22 protein-coding genes are annotated in these 20,533 nt (G+C 63.2%); 10 read left to right on the forward strand and 12 right to left on the reverse strand.

Annotated elements, in window-relative coordinates; genetic code table 11:
• Positions 1–10: 10 nt before the first annotated feature.
• The 3 genes from rng to tldD are packed head-to-tail and all read left to right on the forward strand — an operon-like array spanning position 11 to position 6,764.
• Complete coding sequence (rng, locus tag RN346_RS07070; protein ID WP_311962565.1) at positions 11–1,474, forward strand: ribonuclease G; 1,464 nt, start codon at positions 11–13, stop codon at positions 1,472–1,474.
• Positions 1,474–5,313 carry an AsmA-like C-terminal region-containing protein gene (locus RN346_RS07075; protein ID WP_311962566.1) on the forward strand — a complete coding sequence of 1,280 codons (3,840 nt, stop codon included), beginning with the start codon at positions 1,474–1,476 and terminating at the stop codon, positions 5,311–5,313. The genes rng and RN346_RS07075 overlap by 1 nt, the downstream gene beginning before the upstream one ends.
• Positions 5,313–6,764, forward strand: a complete 1,452-nt coding sequence (gene tldD, locus RN346_RS07080; RefSeq protein ID WP_311962567.1) for a metalloprotease TldD — start codon at positions 5,313–5,315, stop codon at positions 6,762–6,764. The genes RN346_RS07075 and tldD overlap by 1 nt, the downstream gene beginning before the upstream one ends.
• A gap of 22 nt (positions 6,765–6,786) precedes the next feature.
• Here the strand turns inward: tldD and yjgA are convergent, their stop codons facing one another.
• A complete protein-coding gene (yjgA, locus tag RN346_RS07085) occupies positions 6,787–7,317 on the reverse strand; it encodes a ribosome biogenesis factor YjgA (RefSeq protein ID WP_263584322.1) in 531 nt (176 codons plus the stop codon).
• A 93-nt stretch (positions 7,318–7,410) separates the two neighbouring features.
• Here yjgA and pmbA point away from each other — a divergent pair, with 93 nt between their 5' ends.
• The gene (gene pmbA, locus RN346_RS07090; protein ID WP_263584321.1) at positions 7,411–8,751 is read left to right on the forward strand and encodes a metalloprotease PmbA; all 1,341 of its coding nucleotides are present in this window, start codon (positions 7,411–7,413) and stop codon (positions 8,749–8,751) included.
• Positions 8,752–8,825: 74 nt separating this feature from the next.
• Here the strand turns inward: pmbA and RN346_RS07095 are convergent, their stop codons facing one another.
• From RN346_RS07095 to RN346_RS07145, 11 genes are all read right to left on the reverse strand, one after another.
• On the reverse strand, positions 8,826–9,365 hold the full coding sequence (locus RN346_RS07095) for a hypothetical protein (protein WP_311962568.1): 540 nt from the start codon (positions 9,363–9,365) through the stop codon (positions 8,826–8,828).
• 72 nt (positions 9,366–9,437) lie between these two features.
• The gene (locus RN346_RS07100; protein ID WP_263584319.1) at positions 9,438–9,707 is read right to left on the reverse strand and encodes an HPr family phosphocarrier protein; all 270 of its coding nucleotides are present in this window, start codon (positions 9,705–9,707) and stop codon (positions 9,438–9,440) included.
• Positions 9,708–9,762: 55 nt separating this feature from the next.
• Complete coding sequence (gene rapZ / locus RN346_RS07105) at positions 9,763–10,677, reverse strand: RNase adapter RapZ (protein WP_311962569.1); 915 nt, start codon at positions 10,675–10,677, stop codon at positions 9,763–9,765.
• A 96-nt stretch (positions 10,678–10,773) separates the two neighbouring features.
• Entirely contained in the window at positions 10,774–11,244 is a 471-nt protein-coding gene (locus RN346_RS07110) for a PTS sugar transporter subunit IIA (RefSeq protein WP_263584317.1), read from the reverse strand.
• A gap of 4 nt (positions 11,245–11,248) precedes the next feature.
• On the reverse strand, positions 11,249–11,557 hold the full coding sequence (hpf, locus tag RN346_RS07115) for a ribosome hibernation-promoting factor, HPF/YfiA family (protein ID WP_263584316.1): 309 nt from the start codon (positions 11,555–11,557) through the stop codon (positions 11,249–11,251).
• Between the two features lie 81 nt (positions 11,558–11,638).
• Entirely contained in the window at positions 11,639–13,051 is a 1,413-nt protein-coding gene (locus RN346_RS07120; RefSeq protein WP_311962570.1) for an RNA polymerase factor sigma-54, read from the reverse strand.
• A gap of 105 nt (positions 13,052–13,156) precedes the next feature.
• The gene (gene lptB / locus RN346_RS07125) at positions 13,157–13,882 is read right to left on the reverse strand and encodes an LPS export ABC transporter ATP-binding protein (RefSeq protein ID WP_263587325.1); all 726 of its coding nucleotides are present in this window, start codon (positions 13,880–13,882) and stop codon (positions 13,157–13,159) included.
• Positions 13,883–13,916: 34 nt separating this feature from the next.
• Entirely contained in the window at positions 13,917–14,408 is a 492-nt protein-coding gene (gene lptA, locus RN346_RS07130) for a lipopolysaccharide transport periplasmic protein LptA (protein ID WP_263584314.1), read from the reverse strand.
• A 2-nt stretch (positions 14,409–14,410) separates the two neighbouring features.
• On the reverse strand, positions 14,411–15,049 hold the full coding sequence (lptC, locus tag RN346_RS07135) for an LPS export ABC transporter periplasmic protein LptC (RefSeq protein WP_311960677.1): 639 nt from the start codon (positions 15,047–15,049) through the stop codon (positions 14,411–14,413).
• Between the two features lie 121 nt (positions 15,050–15,170).
• Complete coding sequence (locus RN346_RS07140; RefSeq protein ID WP_263584312.1) at positions 15,171–15,701, reverse strand: HAD family hydrolase; 531 nt, start codon at positions 15,699–15,701, stop codon at positions 15,171–15,173.
• 35 nt (positions 15,702–15,736) lie between these two features.
• Positions 15,737–16,723: a KpsF/GutQ family sugar-phosphate isomerase gene (locus RN346_RS07145; protein ID WP_311960678.1), complete on the reverse strand. Its 987-nt coding sequence runs from the start codon at positions 16,721–16,723 to the stop codon at positions 15,737–15,739.
• A 272-nt stretch (positions 16,724–16,995) separates the two neighbouring features.
• Between RN346_RS07145 and RN346_RS07150 the strand changes: the two genes are divergently transcribed.
• The 6 genes from RN346_RS07150 to RN346_RS07175 all read left to right on the forward strand — a co-directional run bounded on the left by RN346_RS07150 (position 16,996) and on the right by RN346_RS07175 (position 20,524).
• On the forward strand, positions 16,996–17,817 hold the full coding sequence (locus RN346_RS07150) for an ABC transporter ATP-binding protein (protein WP_263584310.1): 822 nt from the start codon (positions 16,996–16,998) through the stop codon (positions 17,815–17,817).
• A complete protein-coding gene (mlaE, locus tag RN346_RS07155; protein WP_311960679.1) occupies positions 17,817–18,617 on the forward strand; it encodes a lipid asymmetry maintenance ABC transporter permease subunit MlaE in 801 nt (266 codons plus the stop codon). Before RN346_RS07150 ends, mlaE begins: the two co-directional genes overlap by 1 nt.
• 15 nt (positions 18,618–18,632) lie before the next feature.
• Positions 18,633–19,097: an outer membrane lipid asymmetry maintenance protein MlaD gene (gene mlaD / locus RN346_RS07160; protein ID WP_263584308.1), complete on the forward strand. Its 465-nt coding sequence runs from the start codon at positions 18,633–18,635 to the stop codon at positions 19,095–19,097.
• 77 nt (positions 19,098–19,174) lie between these two features.
• Positions 19,175–19,834 (forward strand): phospholipid-binding protein MlaC, encoded by a 660-nt coding sequence (locus tag RN346_RS07165; RefSeq protein ID WP_263584307.1) that lies wholly within the window; start codon positions 19,175–19,177, stop codon positions 19,832–19,834.
• Complete coding sequence (locus RN346_RS07170) at positions 19,831–20,169, forward strand: STAS domain-containing protein (protein ID WP_311962571.1); 339 nt, start codon at positions 19,831–19,833, stop codon at positions 20,167–20,169. The genes RN346_RS07165 and RN346_RS07170 overlap by 4 nt, the downstream gene beginning before the upstream one ends.
• A 103-nt stretch (positions 20,170–20,272) precedes the next feature.
• The gene (locus RN346_RS07175) at positions 20,273–20,524 is read left to right on the forward strand and encodes a BolA family protein (RefSeq protein ID WP_263584305.1); all 252 of its coding nucleotides are present in this window, start codon (positions 20,273–20,275) and stop codon (positions 20,522–20,524) included.
• The last annotated feature ends 9 nt before the right edge of the window (positions 20,525–20,533 follow it).

A 20,533-nucleotide genomic window follows, 5' to 3' on the forward strand; every position in this document is an offset into this window, starting at 1 on the left:
GGAAGAGCGCATGAGCGGTGAAGTCCTGATCAATCTGACCCCCATGGAAACCCGCGTGGCGCTGGTCGAAAACGGCGTGCTGCAAGAGGCGCTGATCGAGCGTTCGCGCCGGCGCGGGATCGTAGGCAATATCTACAAAGGCAAGGTGGTGCGGGTTCTGCCTGGAATGCAGGCTGCCTTTGTCGATATTGGCCTCGAGCGCGCCGCCTTCATTCACGCCCACGAAGTGATGGCCGAGGCGGGCGCCGGCGAGCCGCACCCGCCGATCGGGGTACTTCTGCACGAGGGCCAGGCGCTGGTGGTGCAGGTCACCAAGGACCCGATCGGCACCAAGGGTGCGCGGCTGACCACGCATCTGTCGATTCCGTCGCGCTATCTGGTCTACATGCCCGACTCGCCCCACCACGGCGTTTCCCAGCGCATCGAGGACGAAGGCGAGCGCGAGAGGCTGAAGGCACTGCTCGACAGAAGCATCGAAGCACAAAGCCTGGAGATCACCGGCGGCTTCATCGTGCGCACCGCTGCCGAAGGCGTGGGTGACGAGGAGCTCGAAAGCGACATGTACTTTCTGCTGCGCATCTGGCGCAAGGTGAGCGAGCGCAAGGTGAGCGCTACGCCCCCGAGCGTCATTTACGACGACCTGCCGCTGTTCATGCGTATTCTGCGCGACGTGATGCGTGACGACATCGAAAAGGTGCGCATCGACTCGAGAGAGAACTTCGTCAAGCTGGTCGAGTTCGCAGAGGAGTTCATGCCCTACGCGGTGGATCGCATCGAGTACTATCCCGGCGAGCGGCCGATCTTCGATCTCTACAGTGTCGAGGACGAAATTCAAAAGGCGCTGGCGCGCAAGGTGCAGCTCAAGTCCGGCGGCTATCTGGTGATCGATCCGACCGAGGCGATGACCACCATCGACGTCAACACCGGCGGCTACGTGGGCCACCGCAATCTCGAGGAGACCATCTTCAAGACCAACCTCGAGGCGGCCACCGCCATCGCCCGCCAGCTGCGCCTTCGAAACCTGGGCGGTATCATCATCATCGACTTCATCGACATGATGGACGTCGAGCACCAGCGCCAGGTGCTCAGAGTGCTGGAGAAGGCGCTGGAGCGCGACAACGCCAAGACCAAGTGCACCGGTGTGACCGAGCTCGGACTGGTACAGCTGACGCGCAAGCGCACCCGTGAAAGCCTCGAGCAAACGCTTTGCGAGGCGTGTTCGACCTGCCACGGACGCGGCACCCTGAAAACGCCGGAAACCGTCTGCTACGAAATCTTTCGCGAGATTCTGCGCGAAGAGCGCGCCTACAGCGCCGATACTTACCGAGTGCTGGCCTCCCAGCCCGTGGTCGACCGGCTGCTCGACGAGGAGTCCGCGGCGGTCGCGGATCTGGAGGCGTTCATCGACAAGACCATTCGCTTTCAGGTCGAGCAGCACTACTCACAGGAACAGTACGATATCGTGCTGATGTAATGACGCCAGTGGCTTATCTTCTACGCGGACTGCTGATGCTGGTAGCCGCGCTCCTTGCCCTGATTGCCGTGGCCCTTTTGGTGCTGCGGCTTTCGTTTAGCCAGGCCGACAGCCTGATTCCCTCGATCGAGTCCCTGCTCGAGACCCACATCGGCGCGCCGGTCTCCATCGAGCATCTGTCGCTATCGCTCGAGCGAAACGATCTGGTACTGCGTTTGGAGGGGCTTACGGCCAGCACTGACCAGGCGCCGCTTTTAACGCTGCCGAGTGCTTACCTTCGCCTGGACACCTGGGCTTCGCTCAAGGCGTTTGCGCCGATTTTCAGCGATGCCCGGATAAGCGAACTCGACGTTCACCTCTACCAGCTCGACGATGGATCCTGGGGATGGCCCGACCCGGCAACGCTTCCGCTGCTGTTCGCCCAGGAGCCCAGCGTGGATCTCAACCGGATCGACCGCTGGACCGCGCTGGTGCTCAAGCAGCGGCTTTGGCTGCGCGATAGTCAGCTGACCCTGCACGGACGCGAGCAGACCCTGGCGCTGAACGCGCCGCGTTTGCTGCTCGGCGGTAGCGACGAGCTCGCCCGCTTCGAAGGTACGGTCAATATTCTCGATGCAGATACACCCGCTGACCAACGCGCCTTGCCTGCGCTAATCGTGCAGGCGGAAATGCAGCCGGGCCCCGGCGGGCCGAGCGACTTCTCCGCCGCGGTACAGCTGGAGCTTCAGCTCGATCATCTGGTGGCGCTTGGCGACGTGTTCCGCGCCGATCACATGCCTTACATCGAGCAGGCCGGCGGGTCGGTGCGGCTTTGGGGCGAGTGGTTCGGCGGCCGGCTCGATCGGGTGCGCGCCGGCGTCGGTATTCCCCAACTGACGCTCAGACAGCAAGAGCAGTTCGCCGTTCTGCGCGATATTCAGGCCAGCGGCGAGTGGGAGCGCGACGGCGACGGCGGCGAGGCCTGGCTCAGCGGCGACGCCAAAAGCGTCGAGTGGGCGCAGCCGGACAACGTCAGCGAAGGCCCGGCTCTGCCGCGCCACTGGTATTTGACCCACCAGCCTGGCCGCTGGGCACTGCGCACCAGCGCGTTTGAACTGGCTTCGCTGACGGCCTGGCGAGAGTACGCCTTTTTGCCCGAATCGCTGACTCGGGTATTGCAAACGCTTTCGCCCAGCGGCCAAGTGAAGGGGATTGCACTTGGTCAGCGTGACGGCCACTGGGGCGTGGACGTCGCACTCAACGACGTAAGCGTCGAGCCTTGGCAGCAGGCGCCGGGAGGCGGGCCGCTCGATGCCTGGGTACAGGCGCGGGACCGTCGCGGACGGGTAACGTTTTCAAGCGACGGTGACAGCCAGCTCAACTTTCCCGGCGTGTTCGCCGAGCCCATGGCGCTTCGCCACGCCCGCGGTATGGTGGAATGGGTCTACGACGGGCCCAATACCATGGTCAGCGGCCGCGAGCTCGACATCGATTGGAACGGCGCCGAGATCACCGGGGGCTTTGGTTTGATCAACGGCCAGGGCCGCGGCCAGTTCGGCCTCAATATCGACTTTGCCAACGTCGACGCTATCGCCACGCCGCTGCCCCAGTGGCTCCCGGTGAAGGTGTTGGACGAGGGCCTGCTGGAGTGGCTTTCAAACGACGTGGGCGGGGTCGTGCCCAGCGGCTCGCTGCGGCTAGGGCTTCCTATTGGTGAAAACCGCTCGGGCAACCCGCCCACCGTGGCGTTGGCGCTCGATATCGAGCAGGGTTTCTTGCCGATCGGCGAGGGCTGGCCGATGATCGAGGACGTCGCTGGTCGGCTGAGCTTTAAAGGCCAGACGCTCAGCGCGCGCGTCGACCGCGCCCAGAGCCTGGGGGTCCAGGCGCGCGATGGCGAGGTGACGCTCGAGGATGACCACTTGGCGGTCGACGGCGAACTCGCCAGCAGCGCGGCCTCGATGATCGATTTCATTCAGGCCATACCGGAGGTCGACACGTCGTTTCTAAGCGATGTGCGCGCCAGCGGCGAGGTCGATGGCGACCTGCAGCTCACCCTTGAGCTGGATGAGCCCGACACGCTCGCGCTCGACATCACGGCGCGTCCATCGCTTTCGCGGCTAAGTCACGCTGCTTTCGCGCAGGCCCCGCTGACCGACATCGGCGGCGAGCTGAACTGGCAGCAGCGTGGCGAGCGCTTCGCGCTTTTGGGTAACGCCCAAGGGCGACTGCTCGACGGGCCCGTTCGCGCCGACTTCGACGTGCCGGAAAGCGGTATTTCGCTTGGCGGCGTGGTCGATACCGGCGAGCTTTTCACCCTGGCCGGGGTGGACCCTCAGCGCACCAATGCGCTGTTGAATGGCCGGGCTGACTGGAACGGCCACATTCGTCTGGAGCCCAGCATCTGGCTTGGGTTTCAAAGCGATCTGGTGGGCGTCGAAAGCCGCTTGCCCGCACCATTCAACAAATCCCGCGGTACGCCCTGGCCGCTCGAGATCGAAGGCGAGGTCGAAAATGGCGCGCTACATGCTCGCCTGGGCGAGGTGGTCGAGGCTCGGCTGCGGCTAGGTGACGCCGTCGACGGGGCGGTGGCCATTGGCCGCGCCGCGACGCTACCCGAGGTGCCTCCCGGCGGCGGGCTGGCGCTCCAGGCGAATCTTGCACGGCTCGACGTGCTCGACTGGCAGCGTGCGCTCGCCCCGCTGACCGAGGGCAGTGGGCAACGCGAGGGACCGCCAGAGATTCCGCGCTTCGATACCCCGGTGAGTCTGATGCTCGATACGCCGTGTTTGAGCGCCAATCAGCGCTGCCTGGGGGCGCTCAGCCTGTCGGCGCAGCTGGCTGATCAAACGCTCGACGCTCGCGTTGGCGGCGATATCGTCTCCGGCCGGGTGGCGTATCAGCCAGCGCTTGAGCGGCCTCTGGACATTACCGTGGCCTCGCTCGACGCCGACCGGCTGGTGGGGCTTTCGCTGGGCAGTGAATCTGCTCCGGCGCCGGACTCCTGGCTTGCGGCGGTCGAGACCTCGCCGCCCGAGGTGTTCAGCGCCCCGGCCTGGCTTGGTGATGTGCCCAACGGACGCTTGAGGCTTGCCGAAGTCAGCCTTCATGATCACCGCATCGGCCCGCTCACCGCTTACTGGCAAACCGGGGAGCGACGCTTTGCGCTGTCGCCGGTGGGGCTTACGCTGGGCGAGCTGTCGTTGACCGGCGAGCTTTTCTGGCAGGATCACCAGACCCGGGCGGATATCGCCGTGCGCGGTGGGGACCTTGGCACCGCGCTCGAGGAGCTCGGTCAGCCGGTGCCGATGACCAGTCGCGTGACGCGCGCTAACGCGTCGCTCGAATGGTTGGGGGCGCCCTGGCAGGTCGATCTGGCCCGCGCCACCGGCGAGCTCGATACCGATATTCGTGATGGCCGCTTTTTATCGATGAACTCGCCCTCGGCAAAGCTCGTCGGGCTCTTGAATTTCGACAACCTGCTGCGTCGTTTACGGCTCGATTTTACCGACATCACCGGCGAAGGCATGGCCTTCGATCGTCTCAAAGGCAGTGCAACGGTCGCCGGTGGGCGTTTAACGCTTCGCGAACCCTTGCAAATCGAAGCGCCGGCCGCCACGTTAAGATTCAATGGACATGTTAACCTGCTCCAACGCGAACTCGACCAGCATCTTGGCGTCACACTGCCCGTTAGCCAGACGCTCCCCATCGCCGCGCTCGCGGTGGGCGCGCCGGTGGCGGGCGCGGCGCTGTTCGTTGCCGACCAGCTGTTTGGCGAGACGCTAAACCGAGCGACCACTTTACATTTTCGCGTGCAGGGTCCCTGGACCTCGCCGCGGGTTACGCTAAAAGGCCCCTAATGACCGCACACACGAGTGATTTGGATTTTGCCGCCTCTATCCTGTTGACGCCCGGGGGGCTGGATTTAAAGGCGCTGGACACCGGGCTCGACGTCGCGCTTGGCGCCGGGGTCGACTACGCGGATCTCTACTTTCAGCGGACCTGGCAGGAGGGCTGGGTGCTGGAAGATGGGCGCGTGAAAGAGGCCAGCTACAACATCGACGGTGGCGTAGGCGTACGTTCTCTGGCCGGTGAGAAGACCGGCTTCGCCTACTCCAATCAGATCAACGCCAACGCCCTGCTGGATACCGGACGTACCGCGGCGGGCATCGTGCGCAGCGGCCAAAAGCGCGCCGGCCAGCCGGTAGCGATGACTCATGCCGAGCACTTCTATGCCGGGATCGATCCGCTGGCGGGGCTTAGCGCTGAGGAGAAGGTGGCCATGCTGATGGAGGCCGACCGGGTAGCGCGGGCGGCGGATCCGAGTGTCAGCCAGGTCAGCGCTTCGCTTTCCGGCACTTATGAGGTGGTGCTGGTGCGGGCAAGCGACGGCACGCTCGCCGCGGACATTCGTCCGCTGGTGCGCTTCAACGTCAGCGTGATTGCCTCCAAAAACGGCCGCCGCGAGCGCGGCGGCGCCGGCGGCGGCGGGCGCTACTCCATGGCCACGTTAAAAGAGCAGGGCGCGCCGGCGATTTACGCCAGGGAGGCGGTACGCCAGGCGCTGGTCAACCTGGAGGCCATCGATGCCCCAGCGGGTCAGATGCCGGTAGTGCTCGGTGCGGGCTGGCCGGGCATTTTGCTCCACGAAGCCGTCGGCCACGGCCTGGAAGGTGACTTCAACCGCAAGGGCAGCTCGGCGTTTTCCGGGCGCATGGGGCAACAGGTCGCCGCCAGAGGCGTGACCGTGGTGGACGACGCGACGATCATGGACGGGCGCGGCTCGCTGAGCGTCGACGACGAAGGTACGCCTGGCCAGAATACGCCGTTGATCGAGGACGGTATTCTTACCGGCTACATGCAGGACAAGCTCAACGCACGGCTGATGGGCATGGCGCCGACCGGCAACGCGCGGCGCGAGTCGTTTGCCCACCTACCCATGCCGCGCATGACCAATACGGTGATGCTGGCCGGTCAGGACGACCCGGACGAGATCATCAAAAGCGTCAAGCGCGGCATCTACGCGGTGAGCTTTGGCGGCGGCCAGGTGGATATCACCTCGGGCAAGTTCGTGTTCTCGGCAAGCGAGGCCTACATGATCGAGGACGGCAAAATTACCGCGCCGGTCAAGGGTGCGACGCTGATCGGCAACGGCCCCGAGGCGATGGGGCGAGTGTCGATGATCGGCCACGACATGGCGATGGATACCGGCGTCGGCGTATGCGGCAAGGAAGGCCAGGGCGTGCCGGTTGGCGTGGGTCAGCCCACGCTCAAGCTCGACGAGCTGACCGTGGGCGGCACCCAGTCCTGACGCGCCTGGCGGTGAAAGAGGATTAGAGAACGAGCGTTTCGCGAAGGTGTTTGAAAAGCTTGCGGGCGCTGGCCGGCGGCTTTTCCTGCTCACGCTCCTTTTGAGCGTTGCGAACGAGCTGGCGAATGGCCTGGCGATCCGCGGTGGGGTGCTCCGCCATGAACGCATCGACCGCTGGATCGCCTTCGTCGATCAGCCGGTCGCGCCACTTTTCGAGGCGGTGAAAGGCGTGATCGCGCTGGTTCTTCTCCGCTTCAATGGCGTCGAACACCGCCTGAATCGCGTTCAGATCCTCCTTGCGCACCAGCTTGCCTACGTACTGCATGTGGCGCCGGCGACCTTCATGGGAGCGAATGCGGGAGGTTTCATCGATGGCGGCGAGCATGTCGTCGGAGAGCGGAAAGCGCGCGCGCTCGGCGGGCCTCATCGCAATCAGCGTTTCGCCCAGCGCCTGCAGCTCGTGCATTTCGCGCTTGAGCTGGGATTTGCTGGGCCGCTCCGGGGCGTCGTCGAGCTCATCGAAAGACTCGACCGCAGGGCGTTTTTTAGGCATACGTCACTCACTTGATAGATTTGTCGCCGGCTAGTATATCAGCTGCGACCCTTACATTGATCCGCCCGCGACAGCGGCGATAAGGAGAACGTTATGGCACAGGCATTCGACGCGGCCGCGCAGCAGCAGGAGCTCGTCGCGCGGGCCGAAGAGGCGCTGGCGCTGGCCAAAAAGCTGGGCGCCGACCAGGCCGAGGTAGGCGCCAGCGTCGACCAGGGACTGTCGGTGAGCGTACGCCTGGGTGAGGTCGAAACCGTCGAGCTTTCCCGGGATCAAGGCATCGCGGTGACGCTTTACGTGGGCAGCCGCAAGGGCAGCGCGTCCTCCAGTGACGCGAGTTCCGCCTCGATCAAGGCGGCAGTCGAGAAGGCGCTGTCGATTGCGCGCTATACCGGTGAGGACCCGGCGGCCGGACTCGCCGAGGCCTCCCTGATGGCCACCCACCTGCCTGATCTCGACGTGCATCACCCCTGGGCGCTGGATACCGAGCGCGCCACGGAGCTCGCGCTTGCCTGCGAGCGCGCCGGGAGCGAGGTGGCCGGCATTCATCAGTCCGAAGGCGCCTCGCTTTCAAGCGGCGAGGGTGTGCGGGTGTACGCCAATAGCCACGGTTTCGTAGGCACGCAAAAGGGCAGCAGTCACTCGCTCTCCTGCATGCTGATCGCCCAGGATGAGCAGGGCATGCAGCGCGATTTTGATTACACCAGCGCCCGCGACCCGCGGGCGCTGAGAGACCCACAAAGCGTGGGGCGCGAAGCGGCCAGGCGTACCCTGCGCCGGCTGGGCGCCAAACGCCCGCCGACCGGCACGTTCCCGGTGCTGTTCGACCCGTCTCTGGCATCCGGGCTGGTGGGGCATCTCATGGGAGCGCTGGCCGGCGGCGCGCTCTACCGCGAGGCCTCTTTTTTGTGCGACAAGCTGGGCGAGCCGCTGTTTCCCGAGTGGTTCAACCTCGAGGAGCGCCCGCTGGAAGTCGGCGCCATGGCAAGCTCGCCCTTCGACGGTGAAGGCGTGCAGACGCGCCACAATCGCTTTATCGAAGATGGGCGCATCGCAAGCTATATGCTCTCGTCCTACAGCGCCCGGCGCCTTGGCATGACCACGACCGGCAATGCGGGCGGGGCACGCAACATCCGCCTCGAAGCGCCGCAGGAAAGCCTGGAGTCACTGCTGGCGCGCATGGGGCGCGGCGTGCTGGTGACCGAACTGATGGGCCAGGGCGTGAACAGCGTAACCGGCGACTACTCCCGCGGCGCTGCGGGTTTTTGGGTCGAGAACGGCCAGATCCAGTATCCGGTCGAGGAGTTCACCATCGCGGGTAATCTGATGACGATGTTCAAGGGCCTCCAGGCGCTGGGCGACGACATCGATACCCGGGGCAGTATCCACACGGGAAGCTGGCTGGTCGACGCCATGACCGTCGCCGGCGACTAAACGCGCAACACGTACGATAGCCCGCGACGGCTCGAACTGCGTCGCGGGTTTTTTTATGGGTAGCGTTTTTCAAATTAGCTTTTGGGGCGGTACTGGGCGTCCAGGTTCAGGCGCTCGAGCAGACGCTCGAACAAAAAGTACTCGGGCCCGGCGAGCGAGCGACTCAGGCAGTCCAGATACTCCCGGCGTGGGTAGCGCCGCCAGCGCGGCAGCTTGTAAGCGTCGAGGTCGATGGCCACCATGCGGCCCTCATGGACCAGAAAATTCTCGGTGTGCAGGCCGCGACAGTGAATGCCCTCGTGATCGAAAGCGGCCAGCGCGTCCAGATACTGCTCCTGTAGATTTGGGGAGTCGAGAATGTGGGCCCTGAGCGGCTCACCGTGGACGTTGTCGGTGACCAGCCGGTAAGGGCGAGCCTCGACGATGCGCGGCGTGGCGATACCGAGCGCCTCCAGGCGCCCGGCGACCAGGGCGAAGTTGTGCCCAGGGTAGGGGCGAATGCGCGTTAGATAGCGCAGCCGGTCGAAGGCCTTGGGATGAAAGGTTTTGATGAAATGATCGCGGGCCGGGTCGAAATAGACCCGGGAGTACTTGCCGGTCTGAATGAGCTGCATGATGGGGCCCGATAGATGAGCATCGGCCGCTGAGAACCGATCGATGAAAAGGCGTAGCGCCCTGGACGGGGATCAGGCGTCCTCGTCGAAGCGCGCCTCGAACAGCGCCTGTAGGGCGTCCAGCGCCGCCTCGGCATCGTCGCCCGTGGCCTCTACAACGAGCTCGGTGCCGCAGGGTGCGGCCAGCATCAAAAGTGACATGATATTGGCGGCATCGGCTTTCTGGGTCTGCCGGTAGACGTGCACGCTCGCCTCGAAACGCTGCGCGCAGGTTACGAGTTTGGTGGCGGCGCGGGCATGCAGGCCGCGCTGATTGGTCAGTGTCAAACGTCTTTCTGGCACCTGTTTCCCTGTTTTCCGCTCGTTGCTTATGGTGGTGCTGATCCCGGCCCCTGCGTTACGCCGTTGATCGGTCGTCAACAGCGTTTGAGCCGCTCGTGGCGTCGAGGCTAAAGTGAAGGCCCAGCTCCCGGTGGCGAACTTGAACACCCCCGCGCGAGGCGAGCAGATCCTGCGCCAGCCGGTCGACCATGTAGACCGAGCGGTGCTGGCCGCCGGTGCAGCCAATCGCAACGGTCATGTAGCTACGCTGGCTATTCTGATAGGCGGGCAGCCACTTCTCGAGCCAATCGAGAATGTCCTGGCGCATATCACCGACCACCGGGTAGCTCTCCAGAAAACCGACGATCGCGTCGTCGCGACCGGTGTGGGGGCGTAGCGTCGGGTCCCAGTAGGGGTTGGGCAGGCAGCGAATGTCGAAGACGATATCGGCGTCCAGCGGCACGCCACGCTTGTAGCCGAAGGACTCGAGCGTGAGCGTAAGCTGGCTTTGGCGCTGGTGCCCCAGCTGGTCGGTGATGCGTCGGCGCAGATCGTGCACCGTGAGCCGCGAAGTGTCGATCATCAGATCCGCCAGCTCGCGAATGCCGAACAGCGTCTGCTCCTCCTGGGAAATCGCCTCTTCCAGCGTCATGTCGCTGTCGCGGGTGAGCGGATGGCGCCGACGAGTGGCGGAGTAGCGCTCAAGCAGCGTGCGCGCGTCGGTGGTCAGATAAATGACCTGAACGCGGGTGCTGCCGTTTTTGATGTCCTTGAGCAGCGCAGGGAAGCGTTCAAGCGCGGTGGGCAGATTGCGTGCATCGATGCTCACCGCCAGGTGCGTGCGCTCACCGTGCTGGCCAAGCTCTTCGACCAGCGAGCCCAAAAGCATTGCCGGCAGGTTGTCGATGGCGTAGTAGCCCAAATCTTCCAGCGCCTGAAGCGCAATGGACTTCCCCGACCCGGAGCGGCCGCTGATGATCACAAGTTGCATCGTGTCTCTCTTCGGTCAGTGAGCGCTCTTATCGGCACACGCCTGTACGTAAGCGCGATTGCGATTGAAAGGCCGGGAAAAGCGAAGGTGGTGGGCTTACCCCTGCGCCTGCTCGCGAATGCGGGCGGTGACCAGCTCTAAAAGCTCGCGCTGGCTTTCACACTTTCGAAACTGCGCGCGGGTCGTGGCGTCGTTCATGATGGTGGCGACCTGGCCCAAAAGCGCCAGATGCGTGTCGTCCGCCTCTTCCGGTACCAGCAGCACGAACACCAGATCCACTGGATCGCCATCGATGGCGTCGAAGTCGACGGGTTCGGCGAGCTTTAGAAAGCCGGCGATCGGCGCGCTGCAGTGCGGACTTCGGGCGTGGGGAATCGCGACCCCATTGCCGATGCCGGTACTGCCAAGGCGCTCACGACCGACCAGCCGGCTGAAGACTTCCTGACTATCCAGGCTCGGTGTGTTTTGAGCGATGAACGTGCTGAAGAACTCCAGCACCCGTTTTTTGCTGCCCCCGGGGACGTCGAACAGCACGCGCTCCGGGGGGAGTATGGTTTCCAGGGTCATCGAATTAACGCACGCCAGCGCCCTGGGCGCGGGCCTGTGCTTTTTCCTTGTGTTTTACCAGTTGGCGGTCGAGCTTGTCGGCCAGGGCGTCGATGGCGGCATACATATCATTGTCCTCGGCTTCGGCGTGTACGTCGGCGCCCGAAGCATGCAGCGTGCAGGCGGCCTGCTGACGCTCCTTTTCGATCGACAGCGTCACCTGCACGGTGGTGATGTTGTCGTAGTGGCGTTCGATACGCTCGAGTTTCTCGTTGACGTAGTCACGCAGGGCGTCTGTCAGTTCCAGGTGATGACCGGTAATGTTCACTTGCATCGACGTACTCCTAATCCAGGACTGTCCTTCGATTGTAACCCTTTTTCCGCCATTGCAAAGCCCTGCCGGCAAGTTTCCCGTTTAACGTAAACGGCGCCGCTCACTGGAGGAGGGAATGCCCATCGCTTCGCGGTATTTGGCCACGGTGCGCCTGGCCACGTTGATGCCGTTGGCCTCAAGTAGCGTGACCAAATGGCTGTCCGATAGCGGCTTGCCTGGCGTTTCGTCTTGAATCAGTTTTTTGAGCCGGGCGCGGATCGCGGTGCTGGAGTGGCTGTCGCCGCCGTCCTGACCGCTCACCTGGCTCGAGAAAAAGTACTTGAGCTCGAATACGCCGCGGGGCGTGTGAATATATTTTTGCGTCGTGACCCGCGAGATCGTCGACTCGTGCATCTCCACCGCTTCGGCGATGTCGGCGAGAATCAACGGTTTCATCGCTTCTTCGCCGCGCTCCAGAAAACCGATCTGGCGAGCGATGATTTCGCGGCCAACGCGCAAAAGGGTGTCGTTTCGACTCGACAGGCTCTTGATCAGCCAGCGCGCCTCCTGCAGGTGTTCTTTCAAGAACTGATTGTCCTGGCTCTTGTCGGCGCGCTTGATGAGGCTGGCGTAGTCCGGCTGAACGCGAAGCTTGGGCAGCGCCTCCGGATTGAGCTCGAGATGCCAGCCTTCCTGGTCGTGACGGACCACCAGATCCGGGGTGATGTAGCTTTGGTTGGTGGCACCAAAGGCGCTGCCCGGGCGCGGGTCGAGGCTTCGAATCAGCCGGACGACGTCGTCGAGCTGCTCGTCATCGAGGCTGAGGCGGCGTTTCAACAGGCGCAGGTCGTTCTTGCCCAGCGCTTCCAGAAACTGACGCACCAGGCGCCGGGCCTGCATCAGCAGCGGGGTATTGTCGGCAAGCGCTGCCAGCTGTAGCAGCAGACACTCGCGCAGATCGCGGGCGAACACGCCGGTGGGCTCGAACTGCTGCACGCGCAGCAGCACGTTTTCCACCTCCCGCTGGCTCAGGCCGTCCAGGCCCTGGGCCTTGAGGCCTTCGCGAATGTCGTTAAGCGGCTGGGTCAGGTAGCCGTTGGCATCCAGCGCGTCGATCAGGCTTTCGGCAATGGCATGGTCTCGTGGGCTGGTATCCGTCATCGCCAACTGCCACAACAGATGCCCCTGAAGGCTTTGGCCAGCGGCCTGGCGCTCGAAATCCGGGCCTTCGCCGCTGCCACCGGCGGCCATGTCCTGGTAGGTGTCGGACCATTCGCTGTCGGTGGCAAGCTCCTGGGGGATGCTCTCTTCCCACTCGGTTTCTGGCGTCTCCTGGGTTGTCTCTTCGCCGAATTCGTCTTCCTGCTCTAAAAGCGGGTTGGCGTCGAGCGCCTGCTGGATCTCCTGGCGCAGGTCCAACGTCGAGAGCTGCAGCAGGGCGATCGCCTGCTGCAGCTGCGGTGTCATGGTCAGCTGCGTACCGACGCGCAGCTGTAGAGAAGCTTTCATGACCATCGAAGAACCACTCGTTACTCGTAAAGCTCCACACTAGAGCGAGACGGGGTTCGACGCAAGTGCAATAAATATGCCACTACCCGGAACTTTATGGTTGTCACCGGGTTAGAGGCGAAAATCTGCGCCCAGATAGACCTCGCGCACCTTTTGATCGCCAAGAATGGCGTCGGCGTCGCCGCTTGCGATGATATGGCCGTCGCCGACGATATAGGCGATGTCGCAGATATCCAGCGTTTCACGGACGTTGTGGTCGGTGATCAACACGCCGATATGGCGCGCCTTGAGCGCAAGGATGATCGACTTGATCTCGCCGACGGAAATTGGATCCACCCCGGCGAAGGGTTCGTCGAGCAGGATGAAGGCCGGGTCAGTGGCCAGCGACCGGGCGATTTCCACGCGGCGGCGCTCGCCGCCGGAGAGGCTCATCCCCAGGTTGTCGCGAATGTGGGTGATGTGAAAATCTTCCAGCAGCTGCTCCAGGCGCGCCTGGCGGGCAGGGCGGTCCAGCTCCTTGCGCGTCTCCAGAATGGCCATGATGTTGTCGGCCACCGAGAGCTTTCTAAAGATCGATGCCTCCTGGGGCAGATAGCCGATGCCGGCGATGGCGCGCTCGTGCATCGGTGCCCGGGTCAAATCCAGCTCGTCGATACCTACGCTTCCGGCATCCGCCTTGACCAGCCCCACGATCATGTAAAACGAGGTCGTCTTGCCCGCCCCGTTAGGGCCAAGCAGGCCCACGACGCTGCCCTGGGTGATCTCCAGATTGATATCCTTGACCACCCGGCGACGCTTGTAGCTTTTGGCCAGGTGGCGGGCGTGAAGCGTCTTGATCGCTTCAGGTTGGGTGCTCGACACGATGACTCTCCTATTGCGCGGGCTGCAGCGTCATGCGGATGCGCTGGTTGTCGCCACCGCTGACGTCGGAGCGCGCCTGAACCACTTCGCGGTCGATAAAATACTCCAGCCGCCCGCCACGAAAGCGGTCGCTGCGCTGGGTGAGCTCGGCCTGATCGATCAGCTCGACCCGGCGCTCGCTGACGTGGTAAACGATGCGTCGCGCCCAACCCTCCATGGGCGCCGGCTCATTTTCGAGCTGGTTGCGAAGATAGGCGCGCTCGCCGGTGGCGGTCGCCTGGGAGAGCTCGCCGGCATCGTTGCGCGTGATTTCGACGCGGTCGCCGCGAATCTGCATCTCGCCCTGGCGAATGTTGACGTTGCCGGAATAGACCGCGGTGCCCGCACGCTGGTCGAGGTCGAGCCGGTCGGCTTCCACTTCGACGGGCGCCTGGCTGGTTTGCGCCTGGGCGGTCAGCGGCAGCGCCAGGCTCAGCAGTGCGATTCGTAAATAAGCGTGCATAACTACTCCTGCAAGGTGGAATCCGAAACGGTAGGGTCCTGGGGTGTCGGGTCGGCGGCTTGTTGCGCTTGAACCGGCGGATGCGTGCCGCGCACGTTGTCGCTCAGGCGTACCTGGCTTTCATCGAGCCAGACGTCCATGCGCTCGGCACTCATACGTTGGGGCGGCTGCTGCAAAAGTGCGGGCGCCTCGGTATAGGCGTGGCGCTCGAGACCCTCGTAGTGTAGGCGCTCGGTATCGAGCTGCCAGCCCTCGTCCGGGGCGAGCAGCCGGGCATTGCCTTCCAGGATCAGCGTCTGGCGCTCGTTTTGCAGCGTGCCATGATCGGCGCTGGCAAGCCATTGACGCTGCTCACTGTCGTAAAGCGTTGCCCGCGGCGCCTCGATTTCGGTCAGCGCGCGCTGGGGCGTATGCACCAGCCGCGGCGTATCGAGGCGCTGAGAGACCCCGCCGGTGTCGTTGAAAAGCGTAAGCCCTGCATTCTCGAGCACGTGGCCGGGCTCTTCGCGCTGTACGTCCGGGTCGACCGCGACCGTCGCCGGGCCGCCCGGGTCCAGCCACACAAGCCAGGCGCCCAGGGCGATGACCAGGGCGGGAAGCCAAAGGCGTTTTTTGATCCGTCTTGCCGTCGAGCCCGGCATCGTGTCACCTCGGGGTCGGTTCAAGGGCGGCTTTCGTCGAGGAGAGCCGGTGAGTCTTGCGCGCGATCATCGCGACCGCAAGGTTATAGACAGGTAGTCATGTTAAAGATAGGTAGTCATGTTAAAGATAGGTATCCATCACCGCGTCCCAGTGGCCCTGGGTCATCAGCAGCGTGTCGCAAATTTCGCGCACCGCACCGTGGCCGCCGAGCGCATCGGTGATCCAGTCGGCGTGGGTGTGCATATAGTCCGGGGCGTTGGGGACGGTGATGCCGACGCCTGCGCGCTTGATGCACTTGAGATCCGGCAGATCGTCACCGCAGTAGGCCACCTGATCGAGATCCAGTGATAGCCGCGAGCAGAGCGCTTTAAGCGTGGCGAGCTTGTCCTCGACCCCCTGGTGGACGTGGGTAATGCCGAGGGCGGCGGCGCGCTGGCTGACCATGGGAGAGTCGCGGCCGGTAATCAGCGCAACGTGAAAGCCGGCGCGTTTGAGCAGTTTGAGCCCGTGTCCATCCTGGGTGTGAAACGCCTTGATCTCGATGCCGTCGGCCTGGAAATAGAGGCGTCCATCGGTCATGACGCCATCCACGTCGATGGCAAGCAGGCGAACGTTACGAAGGCGGTCGTTGAGAGCGTCGGGGACGGCCATGGGGACTCCGTTATCATCAATAAGGTAAACGTTGATCAAATCACGCCGCTGGAGAGCAGGTCGTGCATGTGTAAGGCACCGATCGGGCGCTCGTGTTCATCCACGACCGCCAGCGCCGTGATACGGCTATCTTCCATCAGGCGTACCGCTTCGGCGGCGAGCATGTTGGGCCCCACGCGCTTGCCGGGCCGTGTCATCACCTCGTCGACGCTGACTTCGCGAAGGTCGAAATGCTCGTCCAGGGTGCGGCGCAGATCGCCGTCGGTATAGACACCGGCCAGACGCCCCTGATCGTCCACCACGCAGGTAAAGCCCAGCCCCTGGCGGGTGATTTCCAGCAGCGCATCGCGTAGCGGGCTTCCAAGCGCCACCGCCGGCAGGCGATCGCCGCTGTGCATCAAGTCCTTGACGCGCAAAAGCAGGCGCTTGCCAAGACTGCCGCCGGGATGCGATAGCGCGAAATCCTCGGCGGTGAAGCCTCTCGCTTCCAGCAGCGCCACCGCCAGCGCATCGCCCAGTGCAAGGGCGGCGGTGGTCGAACTGGTCGGGGCGAGATCCAGCGGGCACGCCTCGCGGGCAACGCCGCTGTTTAGATGCGCATCGGCGTGAGTGCCAAGCGTAGAGTCCGGCCGGCCGGTCATGCTGATCAAGGGCACACCCAGACGCTTTAATAACGGCAGCAGCGCTGTGACCTCGGCGGTTTCACCGGAGTTGGACAGTGCGATGACCACATCGGCGCGGGTGATCATGCCCAGATCGCCGTGGCTCGCCTCGCCCGGATGGACGAAAAACGCCGGCGTACCGGTGCTGGCAAGCGTGGCGGCGAGTTTACCGGCGATATGGCCGGATTTCCCCATGCCGGTGACTACGACGCGCCCCTGGCAGGCGAGAATCAGGGCGCAGGCCCGGTCGAAATGTTCGTCCAGCTTCTCCTGGAGCTCGCCAATGGCGGCCTGCTCGATCGAAAGCGTGCGCAGGGCGCTTTCGCGTAAAGCGCCGGGGGTGCCGTGAAACGCGGGCATGAGGGCCTCTTGAATAAAGATGTCGTGGGACAGCGCTCTAGAATAGCATTTTGCGCTGGCGCACTGGTACGGCCATTTTTAACAAGGCGTTAGCGCCTTTGGCGTCAAGGATTTGCGCGTTGGTTAAGGCGGCGACAGGTGGCGTTAAGGTACAATGTTCGCTACTATTCGAAAACACTGTTTTTTTTGAAAGCCGGTCCTGATGAGCCCGCGTTCCTGCGTTTGCGGTTAGTTGGTCAGCTATCCGCCCCAAGAGGAGGGTTTATCCACCCATGACTCCCGCGCCCTTCATCGAAATCGAAAATCTGCATTTCTCTCGCGGTGACCACGACATCTTCCGCGGTGTGAACCTTCGTATTCCGCGCGGTCAGGTCACCGCCATCATGGGGCCAAGCGGTACGGGCAAAACGACGCTTTTAAAGCTCATGGGCGGGCAGCTCACGCCGGACCGTGGACGGATTCTGATCGACGGTCAGGACGTGCACCGGCTTTCGCGCAAGGCGCTGTTCACGCTGCGAAAGCGAATGGGCATGCTGTTTCAAAGCGGGGCGCTGTTTTCGGATTTGAACGTATTCGAAAACGTCGCGTTTCCGCTGAGAGTACACACGGACCTCCCTGATGCCATGATTCGCGATCTGGTGCTAATGAAACTGCAGGCAGTGGGGCTGCGTGGCGCCCGCGAGTTAACCCCTGCCGAGCTCTCCGGCGGTATGGCCCGGCGCGTGGCGCTGGCTCGCGCCATTGCGCTCGACCCGGAGCTGGTGCTCTATGACGAACCTTTCGTTGGTCAGGACCCGATCTCGATGGGCGTGCTGGTCCAGCTCATCAAGCGGCTCAACGAAGCGCTCGCTTTGACGTCGGTGGTAGTGTCTCACGACATCAAGGAGACGCTGAGTATTGCCGACTACCTCTATCTGATCGCCGATGGTCAGGTCGTGTCCGAAGGCACGCCGGCCACCTTCGATACCAGCGACGACCCGCGGGTGAGCCAGTTCGTTCACGGCGAGCCGGACGGCCCGGTGCCGTTTCACTACCCGGCGCCGGGATTTTATAGCGATATGCTGGGCCAGACGCACCCCAAAAGGACAGGATGATGCGGTCACTACTAACGCAAGCCAGCCACCGCATCACGCGGTTCGGCCGTAAGGCGTGCGAAACCGTCGAAGCATTGGGCCGGGCCGGCGCGTTTCTCGCCCAGGCAGGCATTGGCGTTCCTTCCAGGGAAGGGTTTTCGCTGTGGCTTCGTCAGATGCACTTCGTGGGCGTGCTGTCACTGGCCATCGTGCTCGTCTCCGGGCTTTTTATCGGCATGGTGCTGGCGCTGCAGGGCTATACTATTCTGGTCGACTTCGGCGCCGAGCAGGCGCTGGGGCAAATGGTGGCACTGTCACTGCTGCGCGAGTTGGCCCCGGTCGTAGCCGCCTTGCTCTTTGCCGGACGCGCAGGCTCGGCACTGACCGCCGAAATCGGCCTGATGAAGGCGACCGAGCAGCTCACCAGCATGGAGATGATCGGGGTCGACCCGCTCAAGCGCGTGGTCGCGCCCAGACTTTGGGCCGGGTTCGTTGCACTGCCCATTTTGACCGTTGGATTCAGCGTCGTGGGCATTTACGGCGGCTATCTTGTCGGTGTCGAGTGGCTGGGCGTGTTCGAGGGCTCCTATTGGAGCAACATGCAGGCCAGCGTCTCTTTCATCGTCGATGTAGGCAACGGCATGATCAAGAGTCTGGTGTTCGCCCTGGTGGTGACCTGGATTGCGGTGTTCCAGGGGTATGACCTGGTGCCTACTTCCGAGGGGATTTCCCGCGCCACTACCCGCACCGTCGTGTACTCGTCTCTGGCGGTGTTGGGGCTCGATTTTGTACTTACCGCCGTGATGTTCGGCGGCCTTTGATAGCGGAGCACGTTGATGAAACGCAGTAAAACCATGGAGTTCGGCGTGGGTTTGTTCATGCTTGCGGGCATTGTCGGGCTGGTGTTCCTGGGCCTTCGGGTCAGCGGGCTGTCGCTGTCGGCGCCAACGCAAACCTTTCAGCTTCAAGCCAACTTTTCCAATATCGGCGGTCTAAAGCCCCGAGCCCGTGTGACCATGGCCGGCGTCACCGTTGGCCGGGTCGAATCCATCGATCTCGACACCGAGTGGTACGACGCCCGCGTCGTGCTGAGTCTGGACAGCGAGCTGGAAGGCCAGCTCTCCCAGGACTCGACCGCGGCGATTTTGACCGCAGGGCTTCTGGGCGAGCAGTACATCGGGCTTAGCGTCGGCGGTTCGCCCGAGATGCTCGAGGATGGCGGCGTGATTCGCGACACCCAGTCGGCGCTGGTGCTCGAGGAGCTCATTCAACAGTTCGTATCCAACATGGCGGGCAGCTAGCGGCTGAACCGTATAGATAGGTCAATATTCACCAGATCGACACTCACAAGACCCACACTCACAAAGAGGTAAGTGCCATGCAAGCGATCCAACACCCGCTCCGTTACTGGCTGACCGCGCTGCTGGCGGCGGTGGCCTTTGCTCTGCCGCTGACCGCAAGCGCCCAAAGCCAGTCGCCAGAGGCGATGATTCGTGACAACGTCACAAGTTTCATGTCACGCCTGGAAGGGCGTAAGGACTACTACGCCAGCAATATCAACGAGCTCAAGGACGTCGTCGACGATACCCTCGACGAAGTGGCGGACTTTCGCTACATCGGCGCAAGCGTCATGGGCAGCTACTTCCAGAACGCTACGCCGGACCAGCGCAGCCGTTTCGCCCAGGTGTTTCGTCAAACGCTGATCGACACCTACGCCAAGGGCCTGGTCACCTACGACTATGAGGACCTGCGCGTACTCGACAACCAGCGCGGTCAGCGCTACGAGGACCAGGCCAGCGTCGATATGGAAGTCGTCGCCACCAACGGCCAGGTCTATCCGGTCAGCTACAGCTTGCGGCTTGCCAACGGCGAATGGAAGGTCGTCAACGTCATCGTTAACGGCATCAACCTGGGGCTGACGTTCCGCAACCAGTTCGACCAGGCGATGCGCCAACAAAATCGCGACTACGATGCGGTCATTCGCAACTGGGCACCGGAAGTGGGCGTCGACGAGCTCGAGCGCGGAGGCGATGCGTGAGCCAGCTGTTACAGCACGGCGGCGTCACTCTCGGCCATTCAAACGAGGTGCTCGTGGTTGAAGGCGACTTGATCATGAACGTGGCGGCCCGAGTGGCCGCTGCGGGCACGCAGTGGCTCGAAAACGAGGCGACCTCCCGGGTCGCCTTCGATTTATCCGGCGTACAGGTGGCCGCGAGCGTGGCGATCAGCGTGCTGCTCGAGTGGCTTCGGACCTGCCGCGAGCGCGGGCTCGATGTCGAGCGAATTACGCTTTCTGCGCCTTTGATGCGGCTCGCCGTTCTGGCCGAGCTCGACGAATTGGTTGCTCATCCTCACCACGCGCTGACCGACTAATCCCCGCCCATCGCCAAGCGCGGCGCTTTTCTTTATGATGTCGGCTCCGTTTTCGACGACCGATTTTCAATTCACCGACGTCCCCAGAGGAGTTTTCTGTCTCATGCAACCCAACGAGGTAAAAGCGCTGCTTGAATCCCGCATCGACGGATGTGACTTTCATATTCAGGGGGAAGGTTGCAACTTTCAGGTGGTTGCCGTGGGGGAAGCCTTTGAAGGGCTTTCACCGGTCAAGCGTCAGCAGCTTGTCTATCAGGCACTGAGCGACGAAATCGCCTCCGGCGCGCTGCACGCGATCAGTATCAAAACCTATACTCCGGCGCAGTGGCAAACCGCGCCGGAAAACGCCCAATAAGAGGCGGAG

Origin of the sequence: Halomonas sp. PAMB 3232 (genome assembly GCF_031954225.1) — a bacterium.
Classification (GTDB): Bacteria; Pseudomonadota; Gammaproteobacteria; order Pseudomonadales; family Halomonadaceae; genus Vreelandella.